The organism is Sorangium sp. So ce836, assembly GCF_028553905.1.
In the GTDB taxonomy this organism is placed as follows: Bacteria; Myxococcota_A; Polyangia; order Polyangiales; family Polyangiaceae; genus Sorangium; species Sorangium cellulosum_D.
On sequence record NZ_CP102233.1, the window covers coordinates 3602742 to 3629424 of the forward strand.

The following is a 26683-nucleotide window of genomic DNA, read 5'->3' on the forward strand; positions in this document are numbered from 1 at the left end:
ATCGCTGCGGGTGCTGCAGGCGTGAGCGGGGGAGGGGAGCGAGGTCGCGGGCCTCGTCACGCCTGCTCGGGCACGCCTCCCCGGACGGGAGGCAGCGGCAGCGTGACGCCCTCGGACAGGTTGCCCTTGCCGGGGACGTGGTTGATCTCGAGCCGGATGCCGTCCGGATCCTCGAACAGGATCGAGTAGTAGCCGGACGCCCACGCGCCCTCCTCGGGCGCGTGCACGAGCGTGCCGCCGAGCGCGGCCAGCGTGCCCTCGAAGAACCGGTGGAACGCGTCGATGTCCTCGCGGCTGCGGGCGCGGAAGCACAGGTGGTGCAGGCCGGGCTTGTACTGGTGAAAGCGGGCGCCCGCGTGCTCCGGGTTCACGGGGCGGATCAGCACGCCGGTCTTTCCGCCGATGTAATACAGCATGGGCCGCTCGCCCTCGCTGCCCGGGTCGTCGTACTGGCACTGCATCTCGAAGTGCTCGCACAGCGCGCGGTAGAACGCGCGGCTGCGCGGGAAGTCGGTGACCGAGAGCTGGATATGGGCGATTCCGGCGAGGTTCATGGCGAACACGGTAGCCCAGAACCGACCGCCGGGGGGCATGCCGCCGCGCGCGCCGCGGCGAAGGCATGGCTGCCTTCGGCCGCGCGCGCGACGGCGCGCCCGGGGTGAGGCGCGCTGGCCGCTCCGCGCGCTCGCTCCTACAAGCGCTCGATGAGGAAGCTCCGGGTCTTGTTGTCGAAGTTGTGGGTGGCGAGGTTCGTCACGTCCGTCGTGAAGACGCGCGACTCGGCCGAGTATCGCCAGAGCCCGTCGTAGAGCGTCAGGCTGAAGCCGGAGGGGACGCGGACGGAGCTGACCCTCTGGTCCCATGGGGTGCTGTAAAAGAGGGAGTTGCCGATGCCGTACACGACCGAGGCGCCCGAGAAGTTGGCGTTCTCGTACAAGGTGACCACGTCCAGCTGCGGGTCCGTGGCGTGCGCGACGACGATGCTCGAGATGGTGTTGTCGAAGCCCGCGGCCACGAGATCCGTGTCCGAGGTGAAGACGCGCGCCTCGCCCCCGGCGTCGGGGTGCATGAAGGCCGTGACCCGGAGCCCGGCGGGGACCCTGATGGCGCTCGCGCGGTCATCTCCGATGATCGTCGTATTCGAGAGCTCGTGGCGGCCGATCCCGAAGCCCTGCGAGATGCCGGAGAAGTTCGAGAGATCGTAGAGCACCACCTGGCCGCTGGGGTGGACGGTGGGGCCGCCGGCGATCGTGGCGTCGATCCACGCGCGGTGGCGCGCGACGTCGACGCCGAGCTGCCTCGCGTGCAGGTTCGTGCCGCCCTGCCCGTTCACGCCCGAGAACACGGCGACCTGACGCCCGTCGACGAACCACGGGCCGCCGGAGTCGCCGTTCCAGCCCGAGCCCGTCACGCCGGTCGCCAGGAGCTCCTCGTCGGAGTACCGGCTGTCGATGTGGATGCTCGCCTTCTTGAGCGACGGCGCCATCACCAGCGGCGTGCCCTCGCTCCCCCAGCCGTAAGCCGTCGCGTCGCTGCCGATCGCGACCGACGTCGCCTCGGCCAGCTGGACGACCGGGCCGCTGGCGGCCTCGGTCAGGTGGAGCAGCACGATGTCGGCGACGGCCGAGGGCACCTCGACGGCGTCGACCGTGATGCGCTGGCCCGCGAGGTACGTGTTGCTGCCGACGCGCACCGCCGACGTCTCGCCCTCGTCCGCGATGCAGTGCTGCGCGGTGAGCACCCAGCGCGGCGCGACGAGGGTGCCGGTGCACTGGAAGAAGTCGCCGGTGCTCCCGCGCACGTCGAAGACCTGGACGGCCCAGGGGCTCGCCTCGGCGACCTCGCCGCCGACGATCTCGGACGACTGCGACTCGAGCGCCTCGAGCGGCTCGTCCGACGCGCCTCCAAACGAGCAGCCCGTGGAGAGGCCGAGCGCGGCGCCCGCGCACATCGCGAGACAAAGCTGATGACCAAGTTCTCTCTTCTTCATTCTGCCTCTACATCATGGTTCTGTTCAGACGATCGTTCGCTCCGAGGGAGTCCGCCTCCGCCGGGCGGCTGCCAGCGCCGTCGAGGTCAAGCCAGCGTTCGTCAGCGATCAGCGCGACAGGCCCAGTGATGACGGCATGCCCGGCTCAGCGACGACGCACCGGGCCGAATGCGGTGGAGGGACCACCGGAGCGGGAAGCCCGGAGGCGGGCGTACGAAATCCGCCCGCGACCGCTCAAGAATCACGTCCAGAGTATGCCTTGTTACCCGGAGCGATGCCAGGCGGCGATCTGGAACGGCCGCGTTCGAGGCGTGGAACGAGGCGGCATCCCGCTGTTCGCATCGAGCTGCATCTTTATGATGGGCGCGCCGCATGGGTCGGCGCCAGCCACGGCCTGGCCGTCGGCATACGCTGGAGTTGGGTGATTCCGGCGAGATTCGTGGCGATCGCGGTATCCAGATCCGACCTTCCTTGTACGTCCCCGAGTCGTCGTGATCCGCTCATCGGGTCGTGGCCGTCGCGAAATGGGTCAAGACGGCGCGGCATCGACCTCGATGGGCCGGCTGGCCAGGAGGTCGTCCAGCAAGGTGCGCAGCGCGACCGATTGGCGGGCGGCCCGGGTATACAGGGCGGTCGCTTGCATCACCGGCAGCTCGACGTCGGGGAGCAGGCGTACCAGCGATCCTCGCTCCAGGTCGCGCGACGCGAGGAACTCGGGTACGAAAGCGATGCCCAGCCCGGCCCTCGCGGCGTCCCGCGTGACGATCATGTTGCTGGTGCTCATGCGCCAGGGGACGCGCACGGTCTCCCCGCCGACCTTCCACTGGCTGATGTTGGGCCGCGTGACGACGGCGGCGTGCCGGGCGAGATCGGCGGGCCTCCGGGGCACGCCGTGCTGCTCCAGCCAGCTCGGCGAGGCGACGATGACCATCGCGATGTCGGCCAGCTTGTGGCTGATCAGCGCGCTGTCCTCGATCGGCCCCATGCGGACGGCCAGGTCGTAGCCGTCGTTGACCAGGTTGACGCGCCCATCATCGAGGTGCAGGTCGACGCGGACCGCCGGATAACGCCTCATGAACGAGAACACGCGGGGCGCGATCGCCGCCTGGCCGTAGGCGACGGACGCCGTGACGCGCAGCAGCCCGGAGGGGACCGCATGGCGGCGCTTGACCTCGGCGGTCGCCTGCTGCGCGTCTCGAACGATGGGCTGGACCCTGTCGAAGAAGCGCCTGCCCGCATCCGTCAGGCTGAGCGCGCGCGTGGAGCGGATCAAGAGCGGCGCGCCGAGCCGCTTCTCGAGCAGCGCGAGGTTGCGGCTGATGGTCGCCTTGGGCAGGCCGAGCGCCCGGCCGGCTGCGCTGAGCGAGCCTTCCTCGACGATGCGCACGAACATCGACAGACCTGACAGATCATCGGGCTCCCTCAATGCACCACTCCTCGAACGCGGCCTTTCCGGGACGCCATCTGGCGCCGCCGCGGGCATCTTCGCACACTCCGGACGTGATCCTAAGCGTGGCGGGGCCGGCGTGGCGCCGCTCCTCACAGCGATCCGCGCGGTGGGCCGCCATCGACGACGCCGGTCTCGCCGGCGATCCGGGAGGCGCAGCTCGTGCGCCATTGGGCCCCGCCCCCCTACACGTGGCTCATGGCCCCCAGCGGAGGCCATCCGGAAAATGGTGTCGAGTGGACCGATCCGATCGCGCCAGCGAGCCAATTCTTCCATCGCGCCGGCTTCTTTCGGCGGATGCAGCCAGCGCGCTACGTGATCCAGGGCAAGTGGCGTTGCGCGTCCAACGTCGACAACTCACAATGGGCCGTGGGCGTCGAGACGCGCATCCGCAATCGGCGAGGCCACGCCTACGCGGAGAAGCTGTCGCACTCCGCCATCCGGGCGTTGTTCTCGTGCGGGGGCGGCAGCAGCTTGGCGCTGGCCTACAAGCGCTCGATGATGAAGCTTCGGGCCTTGTCGTCGAAGCCGTGGGGAGCGAGGTTCGCGTCCGCCGTGAGGACGCGCGACTCCGGCGAAGTCCAGAAGTACCCGTCGTAGAGCGTCAGCTTGAAGCCGGGGGGGACGCGGACGGAGCTGATCCGAAAGTCCCATGGGCCGTTGAAAAGGAAGTTGCCGCCGACGCTATACACGAACGATTGGCCCGAGAAGTTGGCGTTCTCGTAGAAGGTCACCACGTCCAGCTGCGGGTCCGAGGCGTGCGAGACGACGATGCTCGAGATGATGTCGTTCGCGCTCACGGACACGCCGTTCGTGCCCGCGGCCACGAGGTCCGTGTCCGAGGTGAACACGTGCGCCCCCTCCTCGAAGTTGGCGTTGAAGAAGACCGTGGCCCGGAGCCCGGCGGGGACCCTGATCGAGCTCGTGCGGTCGTTGCCGATGATCGTCAGGTCCTCGACGTTGTAGCGGCCGACCCCGAAGCCCTGCGAGACGCCGGAGAAGTCCGAGTGCTCGTAGAGCACGACCTCGTCGCCGACGATCGCGGACGCGTGCGACTCCAGCGCTTCGAGCGGCTCGTCCGACGCGCCTTCCATCGAGCAAGCCGAGGAGAGGCCGAGCGCGGCGCCCGCGCAGACCACGATACCAATTTGATGGCCAAGTTCCCTTTTCTTCATCCTGCCTCCACATCATTAATCACGTCCGGAGCATGCCGCGTCACCCGGAGCGATGCCAGGCGGCGATCTGGAACGGCCGCGTTCGAAGCGTGGAACAACGCAGCATCGCGCTGTTCGCGTCGAGCTGCATCTTTATGATGCGCGCGCCGACTGGGGCAACGCCGTCCACGTCTGGTCATCGGCACGAGCTGGATATCGGCGCTTCCGGAGAGATTCATGGCGATCACGATAGCCCCGATAGGGAGTGACTACGGCTCCTGTGCCAGCGGCGCGGAGTGCCCTGCATAGGGAAGGCGCCGTGTCGCGCGCCCGCGGTCCGCGGGGTGCGGTCCGCGCGCACGTCAGCCGGCGCCGGCGAGCGCCGCGCGCGCTGCGCACGTTCGTGACGCGCCTTCGCCCTTGACGGTGGATCCTGGATTCGGCGACCTTTGCGTGACCTACGCTACAGGAGCCTTCATGCGCCATCGGTTCCCGATCATCGCGACGTTGACCGCTGTTTCGCTGCTGCTCAGCGCGAGCGCCCGCGCTGCCGACGGAGAGGACGAAGTCACGCTCAAGAACGGCGGCACGGTCCGGGGCACCGTCGTCGCGTCCGAGCCCGGGGAGAGCGTGAAGATCATCGAGCTGGGCGAGAAGGAGGTGCGCGTCATCCCCTGGTCCCAGGTGTCGGACGTGGAGCGCGGAAAGTTCGCGCCGAAGAGCGCCGCGCAGCCCGGCGCTGCGGGGCCGGGCTACGGCGCCGCACCGCCGCCGCAGCCGGTCCCGGCCCCTGAGCCGACGCTCGGCGCGCCCGGCGTGGTGCGGCTGCATGTCGACAGCCCGACGCCCGTGCGGGTGCTCGAGGAAGCCTCCACGACGTACGGCGCCTACGGCGGCTACGGCTTTGCCGTCAAGAAGATCCGGCCCGTCTGCGTCTCGCCGTGCGACAAGGTGATCGACGGCAGCGACGGGCGCAAGTTCTCGCTCTCTCCGGAGGACATGCCGCCGCCGGAGCCGTTCACGCTCGCGCAGATGACGGGCGACGTCACGCTCCACGTCGATCCCGGCAGCTACGGGCGCCACACCGCCGGGTTCTGGCTGACCATCCTGGGCACCACCGCCGCGGTCCTGGGAGGCACCTTCCTGCTCGTGAGCTCCACGAGCTCATCCATCGACGACTCCGGCTCGGAGGACAGCGGGATCTCGACCCCGGGCCTCGGCATGGCCATCGGCGGCGGCGTGGGGCTCATCGGCGGCATCGTGCTCATGGCGACGTCGGGCACGTCGGTCTCGCTCGAGCAGCGCGACGCGAGGCCGGCCGGCAAGGCGGCGCGGGTCGAGCCGCGCTACTGGCTGGGCGAGTTCTGATGCGCCCGCGCCGGCTCCGCGGGCTCCTCGCGCTCGCGCTCGGCGCGGGCTGCAGCCACGGCGCGACGCCCGCGGGCCCCCCGCGCGGGCCCGAGCAGCGCGCGGCGTCGGCGCCGCGGAGGACGTTCACGCTCGACGACGGCGCCATCGAGGACGTCGTGCGCGCGGTGAGCGCCGCGCGGCAGCTCGCGCCGCGGAGGCCGGTCGCCGTCGAGCGGCTCGACCGCGCGCGCTTCGTGGAGCGCCTGCTCGGCGGCCGCGACGCGGAGCCCTCGCCGGGCGACGCGCTCAGCTCCGAGGCCGCGTTTCTGCTCGGCTTCGACTTCCTCCCGCAGCCTGGAGAGCGCGGCGGGCTCTCCACCGTCGACGAGGTGCTGGAGGAGCAGGTCGTCGGCTTCTACAGCCGCGCGACCGACAAGGTCTTCATCCCCGACGTGCCCCTCGCGTCCGAGGACGAGCTGCTCGAGCAGCGCGCGGTGCTCGCGCACGAGGTGCAGCACGCGCTCCAGGCGCAGCGCTTTTCCCGCCCGCCCGAGGCGACGAGCGCGGACGAGGCCATCGCGCAGCTCGCGCTCATCGAGGGCGACGCGATGGTGGCCATGGGCGCGTGGCTCGGCGCCGAGGCCGGCGCGCCGGTGGGGCGCACGCTGCGGCGGATCGTGGAGGTGACGAAGCGCGTCCCGCTCGCGAGCGTCACGCGCGGCGAGGCGAGCACCAAGCTCGACAGGGCGCTCGACCTGACGCGCAAGCGCCTCGAGTTCCCCTACCGCGACGGGATGCTGCTGGTCACCGACGTGTACCGCGCCGGCGGGTTCCCGCTCGTCGACAAGATGTACACGCGCTTCCCGCGCAGCACCGAGCAGGTGCTGCACCCCGAGAAATACCTCGCGGGCGAGCCCCCGCGGCCGTTCGCCGATCCGAGGCCGCCGCCGGGGTACGCGCTGTCCACCGCCGACACGCTCGGAGAGCTCAGCACGCGCGTCCTCCTCGAGCGCTGCGTCGACCCGGACGTCGCCGAGCGCGCGGCCGCGGGCTGGGCGGGCGATCGCTTCGGCGTGTTCGTCGGGCCGGATCGGCGCCTCGCGACGGCGTGGATCAGCGCGTGGGACACCGAGAAGGACGCGGAGGAGATCGAGGCCACGCTCGGCCGGAGCGCGGCCTGCTGGCGGGAGAACGCGCTCGGCCTCGAGCGCGGCGACTACACCATCGGCGCCAACATCGCCGTCCGCCGTCGGGGCAAGCTCGTCGCCTTCGTGCGCGGCGTTCCCGAGCGCGCCGAGGCCGCGCTCGCGTCGCACCTCTTCACGCTCGCCGGACCGGAGCCGGTCCCCACGCCGCTCGCCGATCTCCCGATCCCGCCGCGCGTCCGCCTCCCCGAGCCGGAGCCGGGCCGCCTCGACGGCGACGTGTACCGCAACGAATGGCTCGACCTCGTCGGCCGCGTGCCGCCGGGGATGCTCGGCCGCCTGGGCGGCGATGTCGACTTCGTGATCGAGCGGCCCGACACGCTGGTGCGCGGCGGAATGTCGGTGTCCACGCGCATCACCAGCGACGTCGAGAACGAGAAGACCTTCGGCGAGGTGCAGGAGTCGTTCGCCCGCGAGGTCGCCGCGCTCTCCATGCGCGTCGAGGCGCTCGGCGGCGGCCCGGTGGCGACGGCGCTCGGCGCGGGTATCGAGCGGACGTGGCGGGTCAGCGGTACGTGGGTGGAGCTCCGGCTCGTGCTCATCCCCATCTGCGCCGGTACGGGGTCGATCGTGTTCATCCAGGCCTACGGCGATCCCTATGCGCGCGGCGTGCTCGACGGATGGATGGCGAGCTTTCGCTGGACCCACGGGCGCAACCTCACCGCGTGCGACTTCCTCGATCCGAAATGAGGCTCTGCCAGCCCCGGGCAGGTCGCGCAGCTGGGAATCGATGTGATTGATGTGATCGATGGGATCGATGTCTCAGCAACGATTGAATTTCCCCAGACTGTGCGCCGTGCGCGCCAGCGCTGCTCGCGAAACTCTGTGCTTCGAGGAAAATTGTGATCCATCGCAGTACGGATCTGGGATAAAATCCCCCGGGAGGCGATGAGCGAGCAGCAGAAGACCGTGGCGCTGGAGGCGGAGCTGGATGCGTTGCGGAGGGAAGTGCAGCGCCTGCGCGCCCGCAACGCCGAGCTGGAGGCCGACCGCGGCTTCCCGGGGCGCTTGGTCGACGCGCTGCCCAGCCTCGTTTACGTCCTCGATCTCGAGGAGCGGCGGTACGTCTACTGGAACCGGGAGCTCGCCGAGCTCGCCGGAGGGAACATCGGCGCGGCGGCGGGCCCGCTCCGCGGCGACGGCCTGTCCTCGATGTTCCATCCGGACGATATCGGCCGTATCGAGGGGTACCGGGCTCGCGTGGCCGCCTCGGAGAGCGGGGAGCAGGCGACGGTGGAGTACCGCGCGCGCGGCCGTGACGGGGGCTTTCGCTGGTTCCTCGAGCGAGGCGTCGCGCTCGGCCGCGATCCGGAGGGATCGGGGCGCCGGATGCTGGGGTCGGCGCACGACATCACCGCGCACAAGCATACGGAGCAGATGCTCGAGAGGAGCGAGAGCCTGCTCCATGCGTTCCTCGAATACACACCGTCGATGATGGTCGCGGTGGACGTCGAGGGCCGGCTCCTCCTCGTGAACCGCGAGATCGAGTCCTATTACGGGATGAGCCGCGAGGAGCTGCTCGGAAAGGTCGTCTACGACCTCCTCCCGCCGGCGGCGTCCGCCTCGATACGAAAGGCCAATGACGAGATCGCAGCCGCGGGGCAGCCGGGCGCCTCCGAGCACGTGCTCGTCTATCCGGACGGTCCGCGCAACTACCTGTCGACGAAGTTCCCCATCCGCGACGCCGAGGGGAAGCTCTACGCGGTCGGGACGGTGTCGGTGGATATCAGCCGGACCAAGCAGGCCGAGGCCGAGCGCGCGGAGATGCAGCGGCGGCTCATCGAGATGCAGCAGGCGACGATCCAGGAGCTCATCACGCCGCTCTTGCCCCTGGCGCGCGGCGTCGTCGCGATGCCGATCGTCGGGACCGTCGACCCCGCGCGCGCCGAGCAGATCCTGACGACGCTGCTCGAAGGGATCGCCGCCCGGAAGGCCAGGATCGCGATCCTCGACATCACCGGGGTGAAGGGCGTCGACGCGCACGTGGCGCAGTCGCTCGTCGGCGCGGCCCGGGCCGCGGGGCTGCTCGGCACCCGGGTCGTGCTCACCGGGATCAAGCCGCAGATCGCGCAGACGCTCACGATGGCGGGCGCGGATCTGAGCGGCATCGTGACAAAAGGGACCCTGGAGAGCGGCATCGCCTACGCGCTCCGCGCCCGGCGCCGCTCCTGACCGAGCGCGCTCCCACCGTGAGGCCGGGTGGTCGCGCGTGCGCGCAAAGCCTCCACGGCGCCGGCGGAGCGCGCGCGCACCGCAGAAGAGCGGTTCTCCAGCGCCCCTGACGGTGTACGATGTGGAGGACGCGCGTCCGCGCCCGTGATGGGAGCGCGGGGCGCTGTCGGTACAACGTGCGATGTAGCCCAGGAGGTTGTCGATGAAGCCTGGAGTGATGCCGTTACGGGGCGCGATCGTGGCGACCATGGCCGTCAGCCTTATCGGAGGCGCGGCGCTGGCTCGCGGCGTGCCGACGCTGGTTGGGTATGATCCGGTGCCTGGCCCCTCGCCGTGGGGCCCTGACGACGAGGCGGGCGCCTCCAACACGCAGACGCCCGACAAGGTCCTCGATGGGAAGCGCCTGATCAAGAAGGGCAAGGTCTATCGCCTCGGCCACGTCTACGAGCCGGGTATGGCGACGTTCCCCGGCAACCAGGGGCTCTCCCTGGAGGCCGGGCCGATGTCGCTGATAGCGCAGCAGGTCACGAACTCCGAGGTGATGCACGGGGAGTTCGGCCAGATGGGGACGCAGTTCGACGCGCTTGGGCACTTCGGCTACATCCCGCCCGGGAGCTCGGACCCCGCCGACGCGCTGTTCTACAACCAGTTCACGGGCGCCGAGGTCATGACCGAAGACGGGCTCGCGCACCTCGGCGTCGAGAACGTGAAGCCCCTCGTCACGCGCGGCGTGCTCCTCGACGTCAAGCGCCACGCGAACGGCGGGCAGACGCTCGCGTGGGGCCAGGAGATCACGCTGGCCATGGTGATGAAGACGCTGCGCGCGCAGAAGATGGACGCGGGCGACATCGGCGTCGGCGATGTCGTGCTGATCTTCACGGGCTGGGAGGAGAACTGGGAGCTCGGCACCGAGGGGTATTACACGCAGCCGGGCGTGGGGATGGCCCAGCCGGGGATCGGGCTCGAGGTCGCGAAGTGGCTCTCCTCGAAGGGGATCGCCTGCGTCGGGTCGGACAACTTCGGCATCGAGGTCACCCCGCCGAAGCCTCCGGTCGCGCCGGGGGTGGTCTTCCCGGTGCACCATCACCTGCTGGTGAAGAGCGGAATCTTCATGCAGGAGGCGATGGTGCTCTCGGAGCTTGCCGCGGATCTGGCCGAAGAGCTCCAGGAGCGGCCGCACGGCCACAAGAGCCCGTACGAGTTCTTCTACGTCTACAGCCCGCTGCCCCTCCGGGGCGCGTCCGGCTCGCCCGGGATTCCGCTCGCGATCCGGTGAGCGGAGCGGCGCGCGGGAGCCAGGCCGGGCCTGCTCAGGCCCGGTGCAGCCGCAAGCCCTGCTGTCCCGTCCCGCCGAGCCCGTCCTTCAGCCTCATCGACGGGATCTCATAGTCGCCGTGGTTCTGCGGCCGGTAGGCGATCGGCCGCTCGGTGAACAGCCCCGCGAGGCGGCGGTCGAGGTCGGCCGCGATCGTTTGGAAGCGCGCCTCGTCCACCCGCTCGGCGCGGTAGACGACGAACGGATCCAGCACCGAGAAGCCGGGGTAGAAGAGGATCCCGTGCTGGATCGGGAACAGCAGGTCGTCGATCGGCCCGTTGATGCCGCGCTCCGCGTAGTGGTCGGCCCAGCCGCCGGCGGTGAGCACGAGCATGGCGCGCTTGCCGGCGAACACGCCCTCGCCGTAGCGGTCGCCCCAGCGCCGGTCCGAGTGCTCGCCGACGCCGTAGGCGAAGCCGTGCGCGAACACGCGCTCGACCCAGCCCTTCAGGATCGCCGGCATGGAGAACCACCAGAGCGGGAACTGGAGGATAACGGCGTCCGCCCAGAGGAGGCGCCGCTGCTCCTCGACCACGTCCGGTGTCTGCGTCCCTTCGGCGAACGCGCGGTGGGAGGCGTCGATGAGGCGCAGGCGGGCGCCTCCGGGCTCGGCCGGGAAATCGGCGCCGTCGAGCGCCGCCTTCCAGCGTTGCGCATAGAGATCGGAGACGAGCACCTCGTGCCCGGCGGCGGTGAGCGTCGCGACCATCCGGTCGCGGAGCGCGCCGTTCAACGAGCGCGGCTCGGGATGCGCGTAGACGATGAGGATGTTCATGGCATGTCCTTTCCGAGGGCGTGTTCGTCGGCGCGCGCGGTGGGGCCCCGGGCCTCCCGGGCGCGGCCGGGTCGACGCATCGAACACTACGCCTCTCCCAGGCATCATTGAAATCGCGGTTCTTCTGTGCTGCTATCGCTTCGGTGGATACCAGCCGCCTCGACCTGAACCTGCTCGTCGCGCTCGACGTGCTGCTCGCCGAGCGCAACGTGACGAGGGCCGCCAGGCGGCTCAACCTCAGCCAGCCGGCGCTGTCCGCCCAGCTCCAGCGGCTGCGCGAGATCGTCGGCGATCCGCTGCTGCTCCCCGCGCAGCGCGGCATGACGCCCACGCGGCGCGCGCTGGAGCTGCAAGCCCCGCTGCACGAGGCGCTGGAGGGCGTGCGCGCCGTGCTCGCCGCCGGCGCCGGCTTCGACCCGGAGACCGCCGCGCTCACGGTCGCGGTCGCCGCGTCCGATTATGTGCAGTATGCGCTGCTGATGCCGCTCGCGTTCCAGCTCCGGCGCGAGGCGCCGGGGGTGCGGCTCGCGTGGCGGGCGCTCGACGGCGCCCAGCTCGCGGATCAGGCGGAGCGCGGCGAGGTGGACCTCGCCTTCATGACGCCCGAGACCGCGCCCGAGCGCCTGCGAAGCAGGAAGGTGCTCGACGAGCGCTATGTCGTCATCGTCCGCCGCAAGCACCCGCTTGTGTCGCGCGCCATCAGCCTCGACCAGCTCTGCGCGCTCGACCATGTGGTGGTGAGCCCGCGCGGCGGCGGCTTCGCGGGCGCGACCGACGCCGCGCTCGCCGCGCACGGGCGCGAGCGGCGCGTGGTCCTGTCCGTGCCGTCGTTCCTGATGGTGCCGGAGATCGTGGCGCGCTCGGACATGGCGGCGCTCGTCCCCGAGCGCATCGCGCGCGACCGCGCCGGCCGGCTCCAGATCCTCACGCCCCCGGTCCCGGTACCTGGCTTTGCGATCGCCATGGTCTGGCACGACAGGACGGCCAGGCACCCGGCGCTCACCTGGTTCCGGGACCGGGTGCGATCGTTCGCGGCGGGCGTTTGACGCGAGCGGCGCCAATTCGGCTCGTCCGACCCGTCGCCGGCGTTGCGTGCGGCGAGCACGTTCTCGAGGAGGCCACGACGTGCTAAGCGCTCGGAGATGGCTTCGGGAATGGGGTTATTGTGCTGCACACCGCTCGCCTTGATGATCGCCTGCGCGGCCGAATCCTCGCGCGCGCCCGTCGACGCGGGCACCGACGCGCCGCCCGCGGGCACCGTCACCGCGCCCCCACCGCTCCCGCGTGAGGCCGCCCTCGACGCGCGCTTCGTGAAGATCACGCTGCACCGCGAGTTCTACTGCGAGGGGGCGAGCTTTGCGGACTTCAATCGCGACGGGGTGACGGATGTCATCGCGGGCCCGGATTGGTACGAGGGTCCGGGGTATGGCACGAGCCATCCCGTATGGCCGAGGGAAGCCTTCGATCCGCACGGCTACTCGGATTGCTTTTTCGAGTTCCCCTACGACTTCGACCACGACGGCTTCACCGACGTCCTCGTCGTCGGCTTTCCGGGGGCGCCCGCGGCTTGGTACCAGAACCCGCGCGACGGCGACGCGCTCTGGGCTCGTCACGACACGCTGCCGTGGCCGATCGACAACGAGTCGCCCCTGTTCGCCGACATCACCGGCGACGGCGTGCCCGAGCTCGTTCATATGTCGGGGGGCGTGCTCGGAACGTCGTCGCCCGGCGTGGACCCGACCGAGCCGTGGGTCTTCCGGGCGCTCACCGAGAATCGGGGGTACGGCGCGTTCACGCACGGCCTCGGTGCAGGCGACGTCAACGGGGACGGCGCAATCGACTTGGTCGAGGCGAGCGGCTACTTCACGCGGAGCCCGGAGTCGCCCGACGGCTTGCCGTTCACGCGCGTCGAGCAGCCGTTCGGTGCCGGGGGAGCGCAGATGCTGGTGATCGACGTGGACGGCGACGGGGACGCGGACATAGCGACCACGCTGGCCGCTCACGGCTACGGGCTCTCCTGGTTCGAGCAGGTTCCAAACGTGGCCGGCACCGCGTTCGTGGAGCACGTCGTCGTTCCGGGGACCTCGCCCGATGCCGCGTCGAGCGTGTTCATGCACGAGCCGCACGCGCTCGCTCACGCCGACATCGACGGTGACCGGCTCCAGGACCTCGTGAGCGGCGAGCGCTTTTGGGGTCATGTGCCTGCCGGCATGCCGGACTTCGACGCGCCGGCCCGGCTCTACTGGTTCGAGCAGGCGCGAGCGGCGGAACGCATCGACTTCCAGCCCGTTCTCATCGACGACGATTCGGGGGTAGGCACCCAGCTCACGGTCGCGGACGGTAACGGAGACGGTCGGCCGGACATCGTCATCTCGAACAAGAAGGGCGCTTTCGTCTTCCTACAACGCTAGGACACCGATCACGGTGATAGACCCTCAAGCCTTCCTCCGGCGGCGCGGGGCCTTTCCCGCCGCCGCCGGCGCCCCTGCGCCGGGGCCGCAGCGCCGCAGCTCCTCCCAGAGCGCCTGCGCGACGACGCCGTGCGGGCGGTCTCGGCGGCGTATCACGAACAGCTCCATGGTGTCGGCCTCGAACTCGGGGACCTGCAGCGCCACGAGCTCGCCCGTCGCCAGCGCGCCGGCGGCCACGTGCTCGGGCAGCCCGCCCCAGCCCATGCCCGCGAGGAGGATCTCCTTCTTCGCGGCGACGTCGGTGACCGTCCAGCGCAGGCCGCCCCCCAGCACGTTCAGGGGCGGCGAGGCGCTCCCCCTGGCGCTGTCGCGCAGGATGATCTGCGCGTGCGCCCGCAGCAGCGCGGGCGGGATCGGCGCGCCGCAGGTCGCCAGGGGGTGATCGAAGCGCGCCACCGGGATCACCCGCACGCCGCAGAAGCGCGCGATCTCCACCGCGGACGCGTCGATCCCGAGCTTCGTGGCGACGGCGAGATCGGCGCGGTCCTCGCGCAGCGCGTCGGCGGTGCCCGCCAGCCGCTCGGTGCCGAGCTCGATGCGCACCAGGGGATGACGCGCCTGCGCTCGCCGGAAGATGTCCATGATGGGGCCGAGCGGCGTCACCGCGTCGACGGCGAGCCGCACGATCGGCTCCGCCTTGCCCGAGAGGCGCATGCCGAAGCTGCGCAGCGCCTCGGTGCCCTCGATGACGGCCGCGGCGCGCTCGTGGAACAGGCGGCCGGCGTCGGTGAGCGTGGCGCGGTACTCCCGACGATCGAACAGCTCGACCCCCAGCTCGCGCTCGAGGTTGCGCACCAGCTTGCTCACGGCCGGCTGGGACTTGTGCAGCCGCGCGGAGGCGGCGCTGAACGTGCCCTCGCCCGCGACGGCGAGGAAGGCGACGAGCTGATCGTAGGTCATGGCGGCCCCGCAGGATCAGAACCTGGAGTTATGGAGACCATAGAAACATACCACTTTCTTGGTTCGAGGGGCGGTCCTAGGTTGTCGACGCGAAAGGAGCGACACTCCATGTCCACCAGAATCGATCGCGTCATCATCACAGGCGCCAGCAGCGGTATCGGCCTCGACCTCGCGCGGCGCTTCCTGGCCGAGGGATCGAGCGTCGTCGTGAACGGGCGCGACCCGGAGAAGCTCGAGCGGGCGTGGCGGAGCCTCGACGGCGGCGCGCGCGTCGTGGCCGTGCCGGGCGACGTGGGCGATCGGGCCACGGCGCGGGCCGTCGCCGCCGCCGCGCGCGAGCGCTTCGGCGGCGTCGACGTGCTGATCAACAACGCCGGGATCTTCGGCGTGAAGCCGTTCCTCGAGAGCACGGAGGACGACCTGGAGCGGTTCTTCGCCACCAACGTGAAGGGGACGTTCCTGATGACGCAGGCGGCGGTGCCGCTGATGATCGAGGGCGGCGGGGGCTCGATCATCAATGTCGGCACGGTGCTCGTCCAGCAGGCCATGGCGCGGATGCCGGCCTCGGCCGCCATGGCCAGCAAAGGCGGCGTCCACGCGCTCACCGTCTCGCTGGCCGCCGAGCTCGCCGGCCACAACATCCGCGTGAACACGCTGGCGCCCGGCGTCATCCGCACGCCGCTCATCGGCGAAGGTGCGGATTCGCTGGCCTCGATCCACCCGCTGCAGCGCGTCGGCGAGGTGCGGGACACGACGGAAGCGGCGCTGTTCCTGGCCAGGGCCGGCTTCGTGACAGGCACGACGCTCGACGTCGATGGAGGCTACTCTCATGGGCGCTGACGGCCGACAGCACGTGCTCCTGGTGGGGCTCCAGATCGCGGACGAGGCGTCCTACGCCCGCTACCGCGCCGGCATGACGCCGATCCTGTCGTCCCACGGCGGCGCCTTCGGCCACGATTTCGTCGTGGCGCGGGTGCTGAAGGGGGAAGCGGGCATCAACCGCGTCTTCACCCTCCTGTTCCCCGACCGCGCGGCGCGCGAGCGGTTCTTCGCCGACGCGCGGTACCGCGCCGTGCGCGCCGAGCTCTTCGAGCCGGCGGTCGCGGCGACCTTCATCCTCGGCGAGTTCGAAGCGACGGCGGCGTGAGCCGCGCGTCGCGAGGCGAGGGCGCTGAGCGTCGCGCCACCGGCGCCGGGCGAGCCTACGGAGGTGCGCCGCGTCGATCCATCGCGCCGCCGGGAGCCCGGCGCCTCCAGGCGCTGCCCGAGGTATTCGATCTCTGGGCCGACGGCATCGATCTCGTCGTGTTCGAGGAGCTCGGCGCCGGCGCGGCGGCGCTGCACCTCGACGACCCTCGACGAGCTCGCACGGCGGGGCCGCTCAGGAGCCGGTGCCTCCGGGGGTGCCCACGGAAGCGGGGCAGGACCCCCCTCGGCGCGAAGGATGTGTAGGATGCGCCCCTTGGACCAGCCGACGCTCCCCCGCCCGGATCTGCTCGACGTGCTCGAGGCGCGGTTCGGGTTCCGCGATCTCCGCCCAGGCCAGCGCGCGGTCATGGATGCCCTGCTCTCGGGCCACAGCGCGCTCGCGGTCTTCCCGACCGGCGGCGGCAAATCGCTCTGCTATCAGCTCCCCGCGCTGCTCCTCGACGGGGTCACGATCGTCATCTCTCCGCTGATCGCGCTGATGAAGGATCAGATCGATTTCCTCACGGCGCGCGGCATCGCCGCGGTCCGGCTCGACTCGTCGCTGTCGGCCGACGAGGCGGCGGAGGCGCATAGGGACCTGCGCTCGGGCAAGACGAAGCTGCTCTATGTCGCCCCCGAGCGGTTCGTGAGCGAGCGCTTCATGGCGCTGCTGAAAGAGCTCAAGATCGCCCTGTTCGCGGTGGACGAGGCCCACTGCATCTCGGAATGGGGGCACAACTTCCGCCCCGACTACTTGAGGCTCGCGGACACCGCCCGGGCGCTCGGCGTGCCGCGCGTGCTCGCGCTGACGGCCACCGCGACGCCCGGGGTCGTGCGCGACGTCTGCGCCACGTTCGGCATCCGCGAGGAGCACGCGGTCGTCACCGGCTTCTACCGGCCGAACCTCGAGATCCGCGCGACGGCGGTGAGCGCGCCCGCGCGCGACCGGATCCTGATCGAGCGCCTGAGATCCCGGCCGCCCGGCTCCACCATCGTCTACGTCACGCTCCAGAAGACCGCCGAGCACGTGGCCGAGCAGATCGCGTCGGCGGGGCTGCCGGCGCGCGCCTACCACGCCGGGATGGACGCGGCGGAGCGCGCGCGCGTGCAGGACGACTGGATGCAGAGCGACCGCGGCGTCGTGGTCGCCACCATCGCGTTCGGGATGGGGATCGACAAGGCCGACGTGCGTTATGTCGACCATTACAATCTCCCGAAGAGCCTGGAGAGTTATAGCCAGGAGATCGGTCGCGCGGGCAGGGATCAGGCGCCCTCGGCGGTCGAGCTCTTCGTGTGCGGCGACGATCTGCCGGTCCTCGAGAACTTCGCCTATGGCGATACGCCGACCGCGGAGGCGCTCCACGGGGTGGTCGGCGCCGTGCTCGACGCGCCCCAGGTGGAGATCGGCCTGCACGCGCTGTCGGCGCGCCACGACGTCCGGCCGCTCGTGCTCCGCACCGCGCTGACCTACCTCGAGCTGATGGGCGCGGTCCGGCAGCTCACGCCGTTCTACGCCGGCTACGAGGTGCGGCTCCACCGCAAGCTCGAGGAGGTCGTCGCGACGGTGAAGGGCGAGCCGGCGCGGTTCCTCGAAGCGCTCTTCGGCCATGCGAAGAGGGGGCGAGTCCTGTATGCGATCGATCCGGCCGCCGCCGCCGCCGCGCTGGACCAGCCGCGCGAGCGGGTGGTGCGCGCGCTCGAGTACCTCGAGCGGCAGGGGCTCGCGGAGCTGAAGGCGTCGGACCTGCGGCACCGCTTCGTGCGCGTCGCGCCGCCGGACGACGCGCCCGCCCTCGTCGGCGAGCTCCTCGCGCGGTTCGCGAGGCGCGAGGAGGCGGAGATCGCGCGCGTGCGGCAGGTGATCGAGCTGTTCACCGCGGAGCGCTGTCACGCCGCCGCGCTGGCCGAGTACTTCGGCGAGCGCCTCGACGCCGCGTGCGGGCGTTGCACCTTCTGCCGCACCCGGGTCGCCCTGAGGCTGCCGGAGCCGCCGCGCGCGCCGCAGATGCCGGCGGGGCTCGACGTCACCGCGTTCACGGCGCTGCGCGCGGCGCACGGGGGCGCCCTGGGTCACCCTCGCCAGGCGGCGCGCTTCCTCTGCGGCCTCTCGAGCCCGGCGACCACCCAGGCCAAGCTCGCGCGCCATTCGCTCTTCGGCGTCCTGGTCGCTCGCCGGTTCTCCGAGGTGCTCGACTGGTGCGCCGGGCTCCCCGTCCTCGCCGGCGCGAACGTGAAGGGCTGAAGCGGATCTACGCGGCCTTCGCCGGCTTCGGGTTCAGCTGGCGGAAGCGGCGCTGGTAGGCGTACGAGCGAAAGCGGATCGGCAGCGGCGGCTCGTTGCCGCTCTTGATCTCGAGCGTCGCGCCGTCGTCGTGCTCGGCGCAGTGCGGGATGCGCAGCGTGTAGCTCGTGCCGCCGCCGGTGCGCACCGCGATGCCTCCGAGCGCGAGCCCGGCCGCGGCGACGGCCACGTTGGTCCCGGTTTGGCCGTCGTGCGCCTTCGCCTCGATGCCGCGAGTCGCCGGCCTCGCGCACACGCTGCAGCCTTCCGGCCAGCGGATCGCCTCGCTCGTCACCGGCGCCGGAGCGCGCGCCGAATGCTGTCGCGGAACGAGGGTAGACCGTTTCGCTTCCCCCGAGCAACCAACCTGTCAGGCGAAGCGTACTGAATAGATGGGCGGCAGGTTGTTGGCGACCGCCGTCCACCCCTCTCCGCCGTCATCGCTCACGTAGAGGTTGCCCGTGGTGGTGCCGAAAGCCACGGCGCCGTCCTTGTTGGCGAGCGCGTGGCGGTAGATGACGTCGTAGGCCTGCTCCTGGGGCAGACCGCGGCGGAGCTGCGCCCAGGTCTCACCGCCGTCCGTCGTGCGGGCCACGAAGAGCGCGCCGTCGACGGTCATTCGCTGCATGTCCGACTTTCCGGGCACGACCCACGCCGTGCGTCCGTCCTTCGCGTCCGCGGTGATGGGGAAGCCGAAGTGCACGCCTTGTTCTGGGCGGCTCACCTTGCGCCAGCTCTTCGCGCCGTCGCTGCTGTAGTAGATACCCACGTGATTCTGCTGCCAGACATGGTCGGGATCGCCCTCGCATTGCTCGATGTAATGCGTATCGTGGCCCCACTCGGCGTCTGGCTCGGGCGTGTGATCGAGCAGCATGCCCTTGTTGCGCGGTCGCCAGCTCTCTCCGCCGTCCTCGGTTTCGATGACGCCGGCCGTGGACACGGCCACGAGCATTCGCTTCGGGTTGCGCGGGTCCACCACGACGGAGTGGATGCCCGGGGCGAAATCGCCCCCCTCGGAGGCCGGCGTGCCGAACCATTTCGTCTCGCCTCTGCCCTCGCCGGTGAAGAGATCGCCGCCGCGTGACTCGTGGTTCCAGAGCGGCCGGTTGAGCTCGAAGGAGCCGCCGCCGTCGCGGCTGACGAACAAGCCACCAGGGATGGTGCCCACGTAGACCGCGCCGCCGGGGCCGAAGCCGATGATCCAGAGCTTCTGCACCGTGGCCGGGCGCGTGACGAGCTTGAAGCCGGCACCGAACTCGCTGCCTGCGTCTTCGTACATGTCCTGGCCGATGTAGCGAGCGCCCTCGGGGTACTTGATCTGGGCGGGGTTGTCATTCCAGGTCTCGCCCTCGTCGGTGGAGACGGACAGCTTGGCTCCCCAATGGCCGAAGCCGAGCAGCGCCCATAGCTTGCCCGTATAGGGGTCGCGCGCGACATAGTTGACGCCGCCGCCGGCATGGCCCGCGAGGCGCGGCTTCCACGAGCCGCTCTGCTTCTCGACGACAAACGTACCTTTGCGCGTGCCTAACAGGATACGACTTGCCATCTCATCCTCCGCTCAATGCTTGCAGAATGTGGACCTCGTCGTCGGCAGCGACTGCGTCCGTGAGCCCCTTACGGTCGCGGATCATCTGCTTGCCGACGAAGATGTTGACGTGCGTCCGCAAGCGGCCGCGCTCGTCGCAGATGTAGAAGCCGATGCCGGGCGCGAGCCTCTCCAGCGCCGCGACGACCTCACCCGCTGTCGACGCCGCGACGACGATGGTTTGACCTTCGAGGTGCGGGAAGAAGGTGTAGAGATGGCGCGTCAGGTGGACAGACGGCATGGTGGGCTTGCCGTACCCCCGGCGCTGTCGCGCGTCAATTGGTTTCACGGCGACTGGGCCGTAGAAGGCGCCTTCGACGTCGGGTCGCCGCTGGGGTGGTATGGGCCAGGACGGAGCCGTGGGCGGCCATGTCCAGCGCCGTGCGCAGGACGGTGGAGCGGCCGACGTAGAGGGCGTCGCCGGAACCGCGGGCGAGCAGGCGCGTCTCGCGGACGCAGCCGTGGATATCGAGCGCCGCGATCCAGAGCTCCTCGTGGACCAGGGACGCCAGGCTCGGGCCGAAGTACCACGCCTGGCGGCGGCGAGGGCGGAGAGGCGATGAGGGTCGACCGTGGGGAGCTCGTGGCGGCGGTAGCCACCACCGTCCACATCCCTCTTACCCCGGCCTCAAGCGCGTTACCCCGGCCCCAAGCGCACTACCCGAGGGCGCCGAGCGATCGGCGCTCTCGCATCGATCGCGATCGTCGATCGCTGCCTGCGGAAGCTCCAGTTCACGGCGGCCAACCTGTGAGAGATGCGTGATCGGCGGCGCAAGCTGCTCGCGCGGAGGAGCGTGCACCAGGCGAAGCTGGCGCGGGCGGTGCTGGAGCGCACGAACGAGTCGCTGATCGAGCGGTGGCCGACGCTCAAGCGCTGGCTGATTGGGGTCAACTGGACCGACGAAGTCGAGTGGGGCCGGCCAGGTGAAACGGGATGAGTGGTCTGGTCAGCGTCGCCCCGCTCGCTGCGCTCAACCGAGCGACTGCAAGATCGAGCAGAACCCGTGCTGGCCGTGGCGGCTGCCCTGCGGGGACAGCCAAGCTTCGTAGATGTCGCCGCTCGGCGAACGGAGCTGGATGAACTCGAGGCTCACGAGAGGGTTGAAGGGGTTGCCGGGGCGGGAGCCGATGTCTTGGCCGGGATACGTCGCGTCTTGGTTGAAGGCGCGGGTGCCCTGATCGAGGGCGGCGTGGTGCCTGTAGTTGCCGCGTTTGCCGAAGTCGCTGTACTCGCGAGAGACGAGGACGCGGCCCGTGTTGGTGAGGCCGACGTGGACGTTGGGAACGTAGGTGGAGACGCCGATCACGGCGGCAGATGCGGCGTTGAGGACTCCGCCGGCGACGCGGCGGGCCGTGCCGGTGGGCGCCTGGTACTCGACTCCGCTCCAGTTGCCGATGATGCGCTCGCCGGGCTGGAGCTCGTAATGCGGAGCGTACAGGTCGCTGAATCGTTGCTCGATCTGCTCCGGGGTCATGTTGGCGGCCTCGGCCATGACCTTCTTGCGGACGTACATCGAGTACGCGAAACCAGCCGCTATCAACACGAGCGGGATCAAGTAATATATTTGCATGACCATCTCCTGGAGAACCCACGCTCCACTCGGGAGCCACCGGAGGCGATGGTTACGCGGCGGCGCACGCCAGGTCAAGGGGGCCCGCTTCGAGTGATCAACCAGCGATCGGACAACCGTCGATACGCAGCGGAAAGACGAAATACGGTGGGATACATGCGCCCTTCCGTGTGCCGGGATCTCTGTTGCGGACGCAGACGAGATTCTGCCGACAAGGTGTGATCATGTCGCACGATCGGAGGCCGACGCGATACACGATGAGGCGCAGATGGTGCGCCGGAGGAGCCAACGACATGCGATTCATGATGCTGATCCACCATGACGAACCCGCCCTCGCCGCGGCCGCGCAGAAGGAGCTCTGGGCCGAATACGCGGCCTTCAACCAGGCGCTCGCCAAGGCCGCCGGCTCTGCTCCGGGTGGGCGGCTGCAGCCGAGCTCGGCGGCGACCACCGACGACCGGGCCGGTCGCTGCGGCGCGCTGCTCGCGGTGGAGTCCTGACGTTCGCGCAGAAGAACCCGACACGTTCGCTGGTCGCCCCGGTGCTGTTCGTCGCGCCGGGCGCCACGCTCGGGCTGCTGTTCGATCCGGAGAGGGCGGAAGCGGATCTACGCGGCCTTGGCCGGCTTCGGGGTCAGCTCGAGGAAGCGGCGCTGGTAGCGCGTACGAGCGAAAGCAGATCTGCGGCGGCGGCTCGTTGCCGCTCTCGATCTCGAGCTTCGCGCCGTCGTCGTGCTCGGCGCGGTGCGGGATGCGCAGCGTGTAGCCCGTGCCGCCGCCGGTGCGCACCGCGATGGCCCCGAGCGCGAGGGCCGCTTGCTCGCGGGCGCGTCAGGAGGCGGAGCTGGCGGAGGCGCGGAGCGGCTCGGCGGGGAGCTCGCGCTCCCTGGCGGCGGGGACGAGCTTGGGGGCGGTCTTGAGGTGGGTGGCGTACAGGGTGAGGCCCGTGAAGGTGATGCCGCCCAGCATGTTGCCGACGACGGTCGGGATCTCGTTCCACACGATGTAGTCCATGATCGAGAATTTGCCGCCCATGAGCATGGCCGACGGGAACAGGAACATGTTCACCACGGAGTGCTCGAACGTCATCGCGAAGAACAGCATGATGGGCATCCACATCGCCGTCACCTTGCCGCCGACGGTGTTGGAGATCATCGCGCCGACCACGCCGGTCGATACCATCCAGTTGCAGAGCACGCCGCGCACGAAGAGCGTCAGCATGCCGGCGGCGCCATACTCCTTGTAGCCGAGCGTGCGCGCCTCGCCGATGCCGGAGATGGCCTTGCCGACGGCGCTGGGCTCCGTGGAGAAGCCGAAGGTGAAGACGACCGCCATCATCACGGCGACGGTGACGGCGCCGGCGAAGTTGCCTGTGAAGACCAGGCCCCAGTTGCGCAGGACGCCGCCCAGGGTGACGCCCTTGCGGCGATCGATCAGCGCCAGCGGCGACAGCACGAACACACCCGTGAGCAGATCGAAGCCCAGCAGGTACAGCATGCAGAAGCCGACCGGGAACAGCATCGCGCCGATGATCGGATAGCCCGTCTGCTGGGTGACCATCACCGCGAAGACGGCGGCGAGCGCGAGCAGCGCGCCGGCCATGTAGGCTCGGATCAACGTGTCCCGGGTCGACATGAAGACCTTGGATTCGCCCGCGTCGACCATCTTGGTGACAAATTCTGTCGGCGCCAAATAGGACATAAGCTTGGCTTTCCTCCGTGAAGACGTGACTGGCGAGAGGACTCGAGCTTGGCGCGCCCGCCCCTGGCTGGCCGCGCCGCGCTGGCCGGCGCGGCCTGGCGGCAGCGCGCACGGATCGCCCTGGCGTGTGCCGGGGCGATCGAGCTTCTACGACGTGCCGCGGAGTGTAGACGTGGCTGCGTTTCGGCGATGTTTCCGTCGATGATCGAAGTGTGATTTATCGAGAGGCGAGCTTGAGGGCGGCGCAGGCGGTCGAGCGAGGCGCCGGCTGCTGAGGTCTCGAGCCGCACCGGACGCGCGTAGGGGCACCGCGCGGGGGGCGCGGGGCCGGAGAGCCCATCTCTCAAGCAAGCTATTGCGAGCCGAGCTTCGCAGCGGTCTCAGCTTGCGCGCGAGTGAGAAGGTCATCGACGCGAAGCTTCTCAGCCCACATGCTGAGATATTGCTCGTTGATTTCGGCTCCGCTGACTCGAAGCACCTCGACGATGTCACGCCATTGCTTGGACGAGCTGCTCATGACGTCACGTGGCGTCGGCCGGCACGTGACCGAACAGCCGGCGCGCGCAGTCGTGCCCGTACAGCCTCACCGTAAGGCGAACGCGAAGCTCCTGGTCGTCCGCTCCCGGGTGGCGAGCGCGGATGCTCGCGAGGGCGAGCTCACGGACCGCCTGGCTCGGCCGCATCGCAGCCTCGAGCCGCTTTTCCGGAGGCATGCGCCGGAGCAGCTCATGGTAGCGCGCGTCCGCTTGCGGCGAGGTGTCGACCATCGACATACAGCATGAGTCTAGCAGAAACCGCTCGCACGGGAAGGGCTCGGTGGCGGTCCCTCGCGAGGCAGGGTGTCGTTCCGGCAGGGGGCCCTCCCTCGCCCCACGTTCGCTCCCGGCCGACAGCCGAGCTCCTTGCCAGACCCAGCGGAGCCGACCTCCCATCCTCCTGCCGTGCAGGAGCGCACGGGTCGCTCGAAGTCGGCCTTGGATTACCCGCGAGCCCGCCGATAATCACGAAATCGACATGCTCACCGATGAACGCTTCAACGACGCGCCGAAAATCGGTGGCCATGGGCTGCCTTCGCCTCCTCGATGAACTCCAGTGCCTTCCGCATCCGCTCGACTCTCTCGGTGGGAGTCAAGCGCAGGTTCTCGGCGATGAGCGATGCATCGACGCCAGAGGGGACTCTTTCGAGGATCCGCTGATCCCAGCTCTTCTCGGCGTCGGAGGGTTCAGCCGCTGTTCGTTCGGCTTGGCGATCCTGCATCGGCGTCGGGCTCCTGACCCACTGTACCACGGCGGTGATCCCCGACGATAGCGAGCGAGCAACGCTCCCGAGGCCGGCCGGCTGTCGTCGCCCTGAGCGCGTACGCTCGTCGCAGTCCTCCCGCCTTGGACGTCGCAGCGGCTGGGTGGCTCCCACCGCCCGACCTCGCGAGCGCCTTTCTCGTGCGCCATCACCGCGGGCGAGCAGGCGCGTTTCACGGACGCGGCCGTGGGTGTCGAGCGCCGCGATCCAGAGCTCCTCGTGGACCAGGGAGGCGAGCCTCGGGCCGAAGTGACGCGCCACGCGGGCGGCGTCGGTGTGGAGCGCGCCTCGGCGCGCGCGGGCGGCGTGGTAGCGGCGGCCGAGCTCGAAGGCGGCGGCGAGCCGGGTCGCGTCGAAGAGGGCGATCTGGGTGCGCTCGGCGAGCGAGCGCCGCGGGCGAGAGGCGACCGAGGGAGGGGAGAGCGGCGTGCCGAGGATGCGCGGGCCGACGCCGGGGAGGCCGAGCACCATCTCGAGGAGGGTGGCCTCGGTCGCGGTCGGCAGCTCGGCCGCCGTCTCGGCGGGGGCGTCGACGGGGGCGCGGCTCATCGGGGGCATCGGGGCCACCTCCGAGAGCGGGTGAGGGCGCGGGCGAAGAGGCGGCGCGCCGCGAGCCGGCTGCGAGCAGCGGGCCGCCCAGAGCTGGTTGCGGCATACCCCTACGGCCGGCTGGGGGAACCCCGAGCGGTTTTCCATCGTACTTTCCGCGTAGAAAGACATTCCACCGTCGCCTAGCATCAGGGCGCGGGGGCAACTCATGTCGAAGAGCAATCTTCCAGGCAGGCTCGGAGCTCTCCTTGTCTTCGGCACCGTCAGCGCGATCATGATACCGGCATGCACGATCCGGATCGGGAAAGGCGGGGAAAGGGAGGACAACTGGCCCACGCCTGACGAGACGCAGCCGGCGCCAGACGAGGCGCAGCCCGCGCCGATGGACGATGGCGTAGAGGATGGCATGACGTTTACTCCGGAAGAGGAGGCTGCGATCGATGCGGCATACAGCGCAGACCCAGGGGAACTTGCCCTGGTGAATGCAAGGTGGTCCTCCCCCGGTTCCGCGGACAGTCTCACTATGCCGCGCGCGCGGTCACGTAGGTCTTCAATTCGAACTCGATCGGGCTCATGTAGGCGAGCCGTGAGTGCCGTCGTTTCAGGTTGTAGAAGTTCTCGATGTAGTCTCCGATCGATGCGATGGCGGCCGCTCGCGTCGGGTAGCGCTCGTGCTCGACCAGCTCCGCCTTCAGCGTCGCGAAGAAGCTCTCGGCCACGGCGTTGTCCCAGCAGTCGCCGGCGCGGCTCATGCTCGGGATGAGCCCGTGGGTCCCGAGCACGAGCCGGTAGTCGTCGCTGGCGTAGGGGCTGCCACGATCCGAGTGGTGCACCAGCCCAGGCGCCGGCCGCCGCGTTCCCAAGGCGAACGCGAGCGCGGTGAGCGCCAGGGCGCGATCGTTGAACGCGCTCGCGGCCCAGCCGACCACGCGGCGCGAGAACAGGTCCAGGATCACGGCCAAGTACAGCCAGCCCTCGCCGGTGGGAATGTACGTCACGTCCGTCACCCAGACCTGGTTGGGCGCTCGAGCATCGAATTGCCGCTCGATCACATTCGGGGCGATCGGGCCGTTGTGCCGCGAGTTGGTGGTGCGGCGGAAGCGCCGCTTCCTCCGAGCCGCGAGTCGTTGAGCTCGCATCAGCCGCTCGACCCGTTTCTTGCCGACACGCATGCCGCGAGCACGAAGTTCCGCGTGGATGCGCGGACTGCCGTAGCGGCCACGGCTCTTGTGGTGCACGGCCCTGATCTGTGCGCTCAGTTGAGCGTCGGACTTGGCCCGCGCGGACTCCGAGCGCTTGGCCCACCCGTAGTAGCCGCTGCGCGAGACGAGCAGCACCGCGCACAGTACCAGCACCGGGTAGTGCGCCTTCTCCGCGTCGATGAACTCGAACCTCACTCGTTTTCCTTCGCGAAGAAGGCCGCCGCTTTTTTTAAGATCTCGCGCTCCATCTCCAGCCGCTTCACGTCGCGGCGCAGCCGCTGCAGTTCCTCACGCTCCGGCGTCGTCAGCGCCCCCGGCGGGCCGTGGCCCGCGTCGGTGTCCGCGCGCTTGATCCAGTCGCGCAGCGCCGTCTCGGTCAGGTCGAGGTCCTTCGCCACCTGGCCGATGCTCCGGTCGCTCGCCTTCGCCAGCCGTACCGCCTCCGCCTTGAACTCGGGCGTGAACGCCCTCCTCTTTCTCCGTCCCATCCCTGCCTCCTGGTGCCGTCGGGGGTGTCGACGGAAGCGG

At 70.1% G+C, this 26683-nt stretch carries 26 protein-coding genes and 2 pseudogenes; 12 read left to right on the plus strand and 16 right to left on the minus strand.

Annotated features, from left to right (window positions below; translation table 11 throughout):
• Positions 1–56 precede the first annotated feature (56 nt).
• The 4 genes from NQZ70_RS13215 to NQZ70_RS13230 form a co-directional block, all read right to left on the minus strand.
• Positions 57–554 carry a VOC family protein gene (locus NQZ70_RS13215; RefSeq protein ID WP_129574536.1) on the minus strand — a complete coding sequence of 166 codons (498 nt, stop codon included), beginning with the start codon at positions 552–554 and terminating at the stop codon, positions 57–59.
• A 137-nt stretch (positions 555–691) separates the two neighbouring features.
• Entirely contained in the window at positions 692–1990 is a 1299-nt protein-coding gene (locus NQZ70_RS13220; protein WP_129574537.1) for a trypsin-like serine protease, read from the minus strand.
• Between the two features lie 529 nt (positions 1991–2519).
• Positions 2520–3473 (minus strand): LysR family transcriptional regulator, encoded by a 954-nt coding sequence (locus NQZ70_RS13225; RefSeq protein ID WP_237245281.1) that lies wholly within the window; start codon positions 3471–3473, stop codon positions 2520–2522.
• 449 nt (positions 3474–3922) lie between these two features.
• On the minus strand, positions 3923–4612 hold the full coding sequence (locus NQZ70_RS13230; protein WP_129574539.1) for a hypothetical protein: 690 nt from the start codon (positions 4610–4612) through the stop codon (positions 3923–3925).
• Positions 4613–5068: 456 nt separating this feature from the next.
• Between NQZ70_RS13230 and NQZ70_RS13235 the strand changes: the two genes are divergently transcribed.
• From NQZ70_RS13235 to NQZ70_RS13250, 4 genes are all read left to right on the plus strand, one after another.
• A complete protein-coding gene (locus NQZ70_RS13235) occupies positions 5069–5959 on the plus strand; it encodes a hypothetical protein (protein ID WP_129574540.1) in 891 nt (296 codons plus the stop codon).
• On the plus strand, positions 5959–7836 hold the full coding sequence (locus NQZ70_RS13240; RefSeq protein ID WP_129574541.1) for a hypothetical protein: 1878 nt from the start codon (positions 5959–5961) through the stop codon (positions 7834–7836). The genes NQZ70_RS13235 and NQZ70_RS13240 overlap by 1 nt, the downstream gene beginning before the upstream one ends.
• A gap of 198 nt (positions 7837–8034) precedes the next feature.
• A complete protein-coding gene (locus NQZ70_RS13245; protein ID WP_129574542.1) occupies positions 8035–9318 on the plus strand; it encodes a PAS domain-containing protein in 1284 nt (427 codons plus the stop codon).
• Positions 9319–9520: 202 nt separating this feature from the next.
• Positions 9521–10594 carry a cyclase family protein gene (locus tag NQZ70_RS13250; RefSeq protein WP_129574543.1) on the plus strand — a complete coding sequence of 358 codons (1074 nt, stop codon included), beginning with the start codon at positions 9521–9523 and terminating at the stop codon, positions 10592–10594.
• 34 nt (positions 10595–10628) lie between these two features.
• Here the strand turns inward: NQZ70_RS13250 and NQZ70_RS13255 are convergent, their stop codons facing one another.
• Complete coding sequence (locus NQZ70_RS13255; RefSeq protein WP_129574544.1) at positions 10629–11408, minus strand: NAD(P)H-dependent oxidoreductase; 780 nt, start codon at positions 11406–11408, stop codon at positions 10629–10631.
• 143 nt (positions 11409–11551) lie between these two features.
• Here NQZ70_RS13255 and NQZ70_RS13260 point away from each other — a divergent pair, with 143 nt between their 5' ends.
• Entirely contained in the window at positions 11552–12454 is a 903-nt protein-coding gene (locus tag NQZ70_RS13260; RefSeq protein WP_129574545.1) for a LysR family transcriptional regulator, read from the plus strand.
• A 108-nt stretch (positions 12455–12562) separates the two neighbouring features.
• Positions 12563–13819 carry a VCBS repeat-containing protein gene (locus NQZ70_RS13265; RefSeq protein ID WP_129574546.1) on the plus strand — a complete coding sequence of 419 codons (1257 nt, stop codon included), beginning with the start codon at positions 12563–12565 and terminating at the stop codon, positions 13817–13819.
• A gap of 24 nt (positions 13820–13843) precedes the next feature.
• Here the strand turns inward: NQZ70_RS13265 and NQZ70_RS13270 are convergent, their stop codons facing one another.
• Positions 13844–14779: a LysR family transcriptional regulator gene (locus tag NQZ70_RS13270; RefSeq protein WP_129574547.1), complete on the minus strand. Its 936-nt coding sequence runs from the start codon at positions 14777–14779 to the stop codon at positions 13844–13846.
• A gap of 108 nt (positions 14780–14887) precedes the next feature.
• Here NQZ70_RS13270 and NQZ70_RS13275 point away from each other — a divergent pair, with 108 nt between their 5' ends.
• The 4 genes from NQZ70_RS13275 to NQZ70_RS13290 are packed head-to-tail and all read left to right on the plus strand — an operon-like array spanning position 14888 to position 18209.
• Positions 14888–15619 carry an SDR family NAD(P)-dependent oxidoreductase gene (locus tag NQZ70_RS13275; protein ID WP_129574548.1) on the plus strand — a complete coding sequence of 244 codons (732 nt, stop codon included), beginning with the start codon at positions 14888–14890 and terminating at the stop codon, positions 15617–15619.
• Positions 15609–15926, plus strand: coding sequence for a DUF1330 domain-containing protein (locus NQZ70_RS13280; protein ID WP_129574549.1), 318 nt, complete (start codon positions 15609–15611; stop codon positions 15924–15926). The genes NQZ70_RS13275 and NQZ70_RS13280 overlap by 11 nt, the downstream gene beginning before the upstream one ends.
• Complete coding sequence (locus tag NQZ70_RS13285) at positions 15923–16231, plus strand: hypothetical protein (RefSeq protein ID WP_129574550.1); 309 nt, start codon at positions 15923–15925, stop codon at positions 16229–16231. Before NQZ70_RS13280 ends, NQZ70_RS13285 begins: the two co-directional genes overlap by 4 nt.
• Position 16232: 1 nt before the next feature.
• Entirely contained in the window at positions 16233–18209 is a 1977-nt protein-coding gene (locus NQZ70_RS13290; RefSeq protein WP_237245282.1) for an ATP-dependent DNA helicase RecQ, read from the plus strand.
• Positions 18210–18216: 7 nt separating this feature from the next.
• On the opposite strand, the gene NQZ70_RS13295 is transcribed toward NQZ70_RS13290, so the two are convergent.
• The 4 genes and pseudogenes from NQZ70_RS13295 to NQZ70_RS13310 form a co-directional block, all read right to left on the minus strand.
• Complete coding sequence (locus NQZ70_RS13295) at positions 18217–18504, minus strand: hypothetical protein (protein ID WP_207217828.1); 288 nt, start codon at positions 18502–18504, stop codon at positions 18217–18219.
• 114 nt (positions 18505–18618) lie between these two features.
• Positions 18619–19794 (minus strand): hypothetical protein, encoded by a 1176-nt coding sequence (locus NQZ70_RS13300; protein ID WP_129574552.1) that lies wholly within the window; start codon positions 19792–19794, stop codon positions 18619–18621.
• Between the two features lies 1 nt (position 19795).
• Complete coding sequence (locus tag NQZ70_RS13305; protein ID WP_207217829.1) at positions 19796–20074, minus strand: MoaD/ThiS family protein; 279 nt, start codon at positions 20072–20074, stop codon at positions 19796–19798.
• 77 nt (positions 20075–20151) lie between these two features.
• Positions 20152–20372, minus strand: a pseudogene (locus NQZ70_RS13310) (JAB domain-containing protein); the annotation flags it as partial.
• A gap of 216 nt (positions 20373–20588) precedes the next feature.
• On the opposite strand from NQZ70_RS13310, the gene NQZ70_RS13315 reads away from it, so the two are divergent.
• Complete coding sequence (locus NQZ70_RS13315; RefSeq protein ID WP_129574553.1) at positions 20589–20771, plus strand: hypothetical protein; 183 nt, start codon at positions 20589–20591, stop codon at positions 20769–20771.
• 33 nt (positions 20772–20804) lie between these two features.
• On the opposite strand, the gene NQZ70_RS13320 is transcribed toward NQZ70_RS13315, so the two are convergent.
• Entirely contained in the window at positions 20805–21404 is a 600-nt protein-coding gene (locus NQZ70_RS13320) for a hypothetical protein (protein ID WP_129574554.1), read from the minus strand.
• Between the two features lie 293 nt (positions 21405–21697).
• On the opposite strand from NQZ70_RS13320, the gene NQZ70_RS13325 reads away from it, so the two are divergent.
• On the plus strand, positions 21698–21904 hold the full coding sequence (locus NQZ70_RS13325; protein ID WP_129574555.1) for a hypothetical protein: 207 nt from the start codon (positions 21698–21700) through the stop codon (positions 21902–21904).
• 330 nt (positions 21905–22234) lie between these two features.
• On the opposite strand, the gene NQZ70_RS13330 is transcribed toward NQZ70_RS13325, so the two are convergent.
• The 5 genes and pseudogenes from NQZ70_RS13330 to NQZ70_RS13350 all read right to left on the minus strand — a co-directional run bounded on the left by NQZ70_RS13330 (position 22235) and on the right by NQZ70_RS13350 (position 26643).
• A complete protein-coding gene (locus tag NQZ70_RS13330; RefSeq protein WP_129574556.1) occupies positions 22235–23104 on the minus strand; it encodes a formate/nitrite transporter family protein in 870 nt (289 codons plus the stop codon).
• Between the two features lie 352 nt (positions 23105–23456).
• On the minus strand, positions 23457–23621 hold the full coding sequence (locus tag NQZ70_RS13335) for a hypothetical protein (RefSeq protein ID WP_165373936.1): 165 nt from the start codon (positions 23619–23621) through the stop codon (positions 23457–23459).
• Between the two features lie 4 nt (positions 23622–23625).
• Positions 23626–23877, minus strand: a complete 252-nt coding sequence (locus NQZ70_RS13340) for a hypothetical protein (protein ID WP_129574557.1) — start codon at positions 23875–23877, stop codon at positions 23626–23628.
• A 677-nt stretch (positions 23878–24554) separates the two neighbouring features.
• Positions 24555–24953: pseudogene (locus NQZ70_RS53335) on the minus strand (DNA repair protein); the annotation flags it as partial.
• A 521-nt stretch (positions 24954–25474) separates the two neighbouring features.
• Positions 25475–26643 (minus strand): IS3 family transposase gene (locus NQZ70_RS13350; RefSeq protein ID WP_129572590.1). Its coding sequence is split into 2 segments (ribosomal slippage): positions 25475–26391 and positions 26391–26643, totalling 1170 coding nucleotides; the frame shifts between segments, so codons are not numbered across the junction.
• Between the last annotated feature and the right edge of the window lie 40 nt (positions 26644–26683).

Coding starts and splice junctions, on each gene's coding strand:
- NQZ70_RS13215 (WP_129574536.1), bottom strand. CDS start 554: ATGAACCTCGCCGGAATCGCCCATATCCAGCTCTCGGTCACCGACTTC.
- NQZ70_RS13220 (WP_129574537.1), bottom strand. CDS start 1,990: ATGAAGAAGAGAGAACTTGGTCATCAGCTTTGTCTCGCGATGTGCGCG.
- NQZ70_RS13225 (WP_237245281.1), bottom strand. CDS start 3,473: ATGCCCGCGGCGGCGCCAGATGGCGTCCCGGAAAGGCCGCGTTCGAGG.
- NQZ70_RS13230 (WP_129574539.1), bottom strand. CDS start 4,612: ATGAAGAAAAGGGAACTTGGCCATCAAATTGGTATCGTGGTCTGCGCG.
- NQZ70_RS13235 (WP_129574540.1), top strand. CDS start 5,069: ATGCGCCATCGGTTCCCGATCATCGCGACGTTGACCGCTGTTTCGCTG.
- NQZ70_RS13240 (WP_129574541.1), top strand. CDS start 5,959: ATGCGCCCGCGCCGGCTCCGCGGGCTCCTCGCGCTCGCGCTCGGCGCG.
- NQZ70_RS13245 (WP_129574542.1), top strand. CDS start 8,035: ATGAGCGAGCAGCAGAAGACCGTGGCGCTGGAGGCGGAGCTGGATGCG.
- NQZ70_RS13250 (WP_129574543.1), top strand. CDS start 9,521: ATGAAGCCTGGAGTGATGCCGTTACGGGGCGCGATCGTGGCGACCATG.
- NQZ70_RS13255 (WP_129574544.1), bottom strand. CDS start 11,408: ATGAACATCCTCATCGTCTACGCGCATCCCGAGCCGCGCTCGTTGAAC.
- NQZ70_RS13265 (WP_129574546.1), top strand. CDS start 12,563: ATGGGGTTATTGTGCTGCACACCGCTCGCCTTGATGATCGCCTGCGCG.
- NQZ70_RS13270 (WP_129574547.1), bottom strand. CDS start 14,779: ATGACCTACGATCAGCTCGTCGCCTTCCTCGCCGTCGCGGGCGAGGGC.
- NQZ70_RS13275 (WP_129574548.1), top strand. CDS start 14,888: ATGTCCACCAGAATCGATCGCGTCATCATCACAGGCGCCAGCAGCGGT.
- NQZ70_RS13280 (WP_129574549.1), top strand. CDS start 15,609: ATGGGCGCTGACGGCCGACAGCACGTGCTCCTGGTGGGGCTCCAGATC.
- NQZ70_RS13290 (WP_237245282.1), top strand. CDS start 16,233: ATGCGCCCCTTGGACCAGCCGACGCTCCCCCGCCCGGATCTGCTCGAC.
- NQZ70_RS13300 (WP_129574552.1), bottom strand. CDS start 19,794: ATGGCAAGTCGTATCCTGTTAGGCACGCGCAAAGGTACGTTTGTCGTC.
- NQZ70_RS13305 (WP_207217829.1), bottom strand. CDS start 20,074: ATGCCGTCTGTCCACCTGACGCGCCATCTCTACACCTTCTTCCCGCAC.
- NQZ70_RS13315 (WP_129574553.1), top strand. CDS start 20,589: ATGCGTGATCGGCGGCGCAAGCTGCTCGCGCGGAGGAGCGTGCACCAG.
- NQZ70_RS13320 (WP_129574554.1), bottom strand. CDS start 21,404: ATGCAAATATATTACTTGATCCCGCTCGTGTTGATAGCGGCTGGTTTC.
- NQZ70_RS13325 (WP_129574555.1), top strand. CDS start 21,698: ATGCGATTCATGATGCTGATCCACCATGACGAACCCGCCCTCGCCGCG.
- NQZ70_RS13330 (WP_129574556.1), bottom strand. CDS start 23,104: ATGTCCTATTTGGCGCCGACAGAATTTGTCACCAAGATGGTCGACGCG.
- NQZ70_RS13335 (WP_165373936.1), bottom strand. CDS start 23,621: ATGAGCAGCTCGTCCAAGCAATGGCGTGACATCGTCGAGGTGCTTCGA.
- NQZ70_RS13340 (WP_129574557.1), bottom strand. CDS start 23,877: ATGTCGATGGTCGACACCTCGCCGCAAGCGGACGCGCGCTACCATGAG.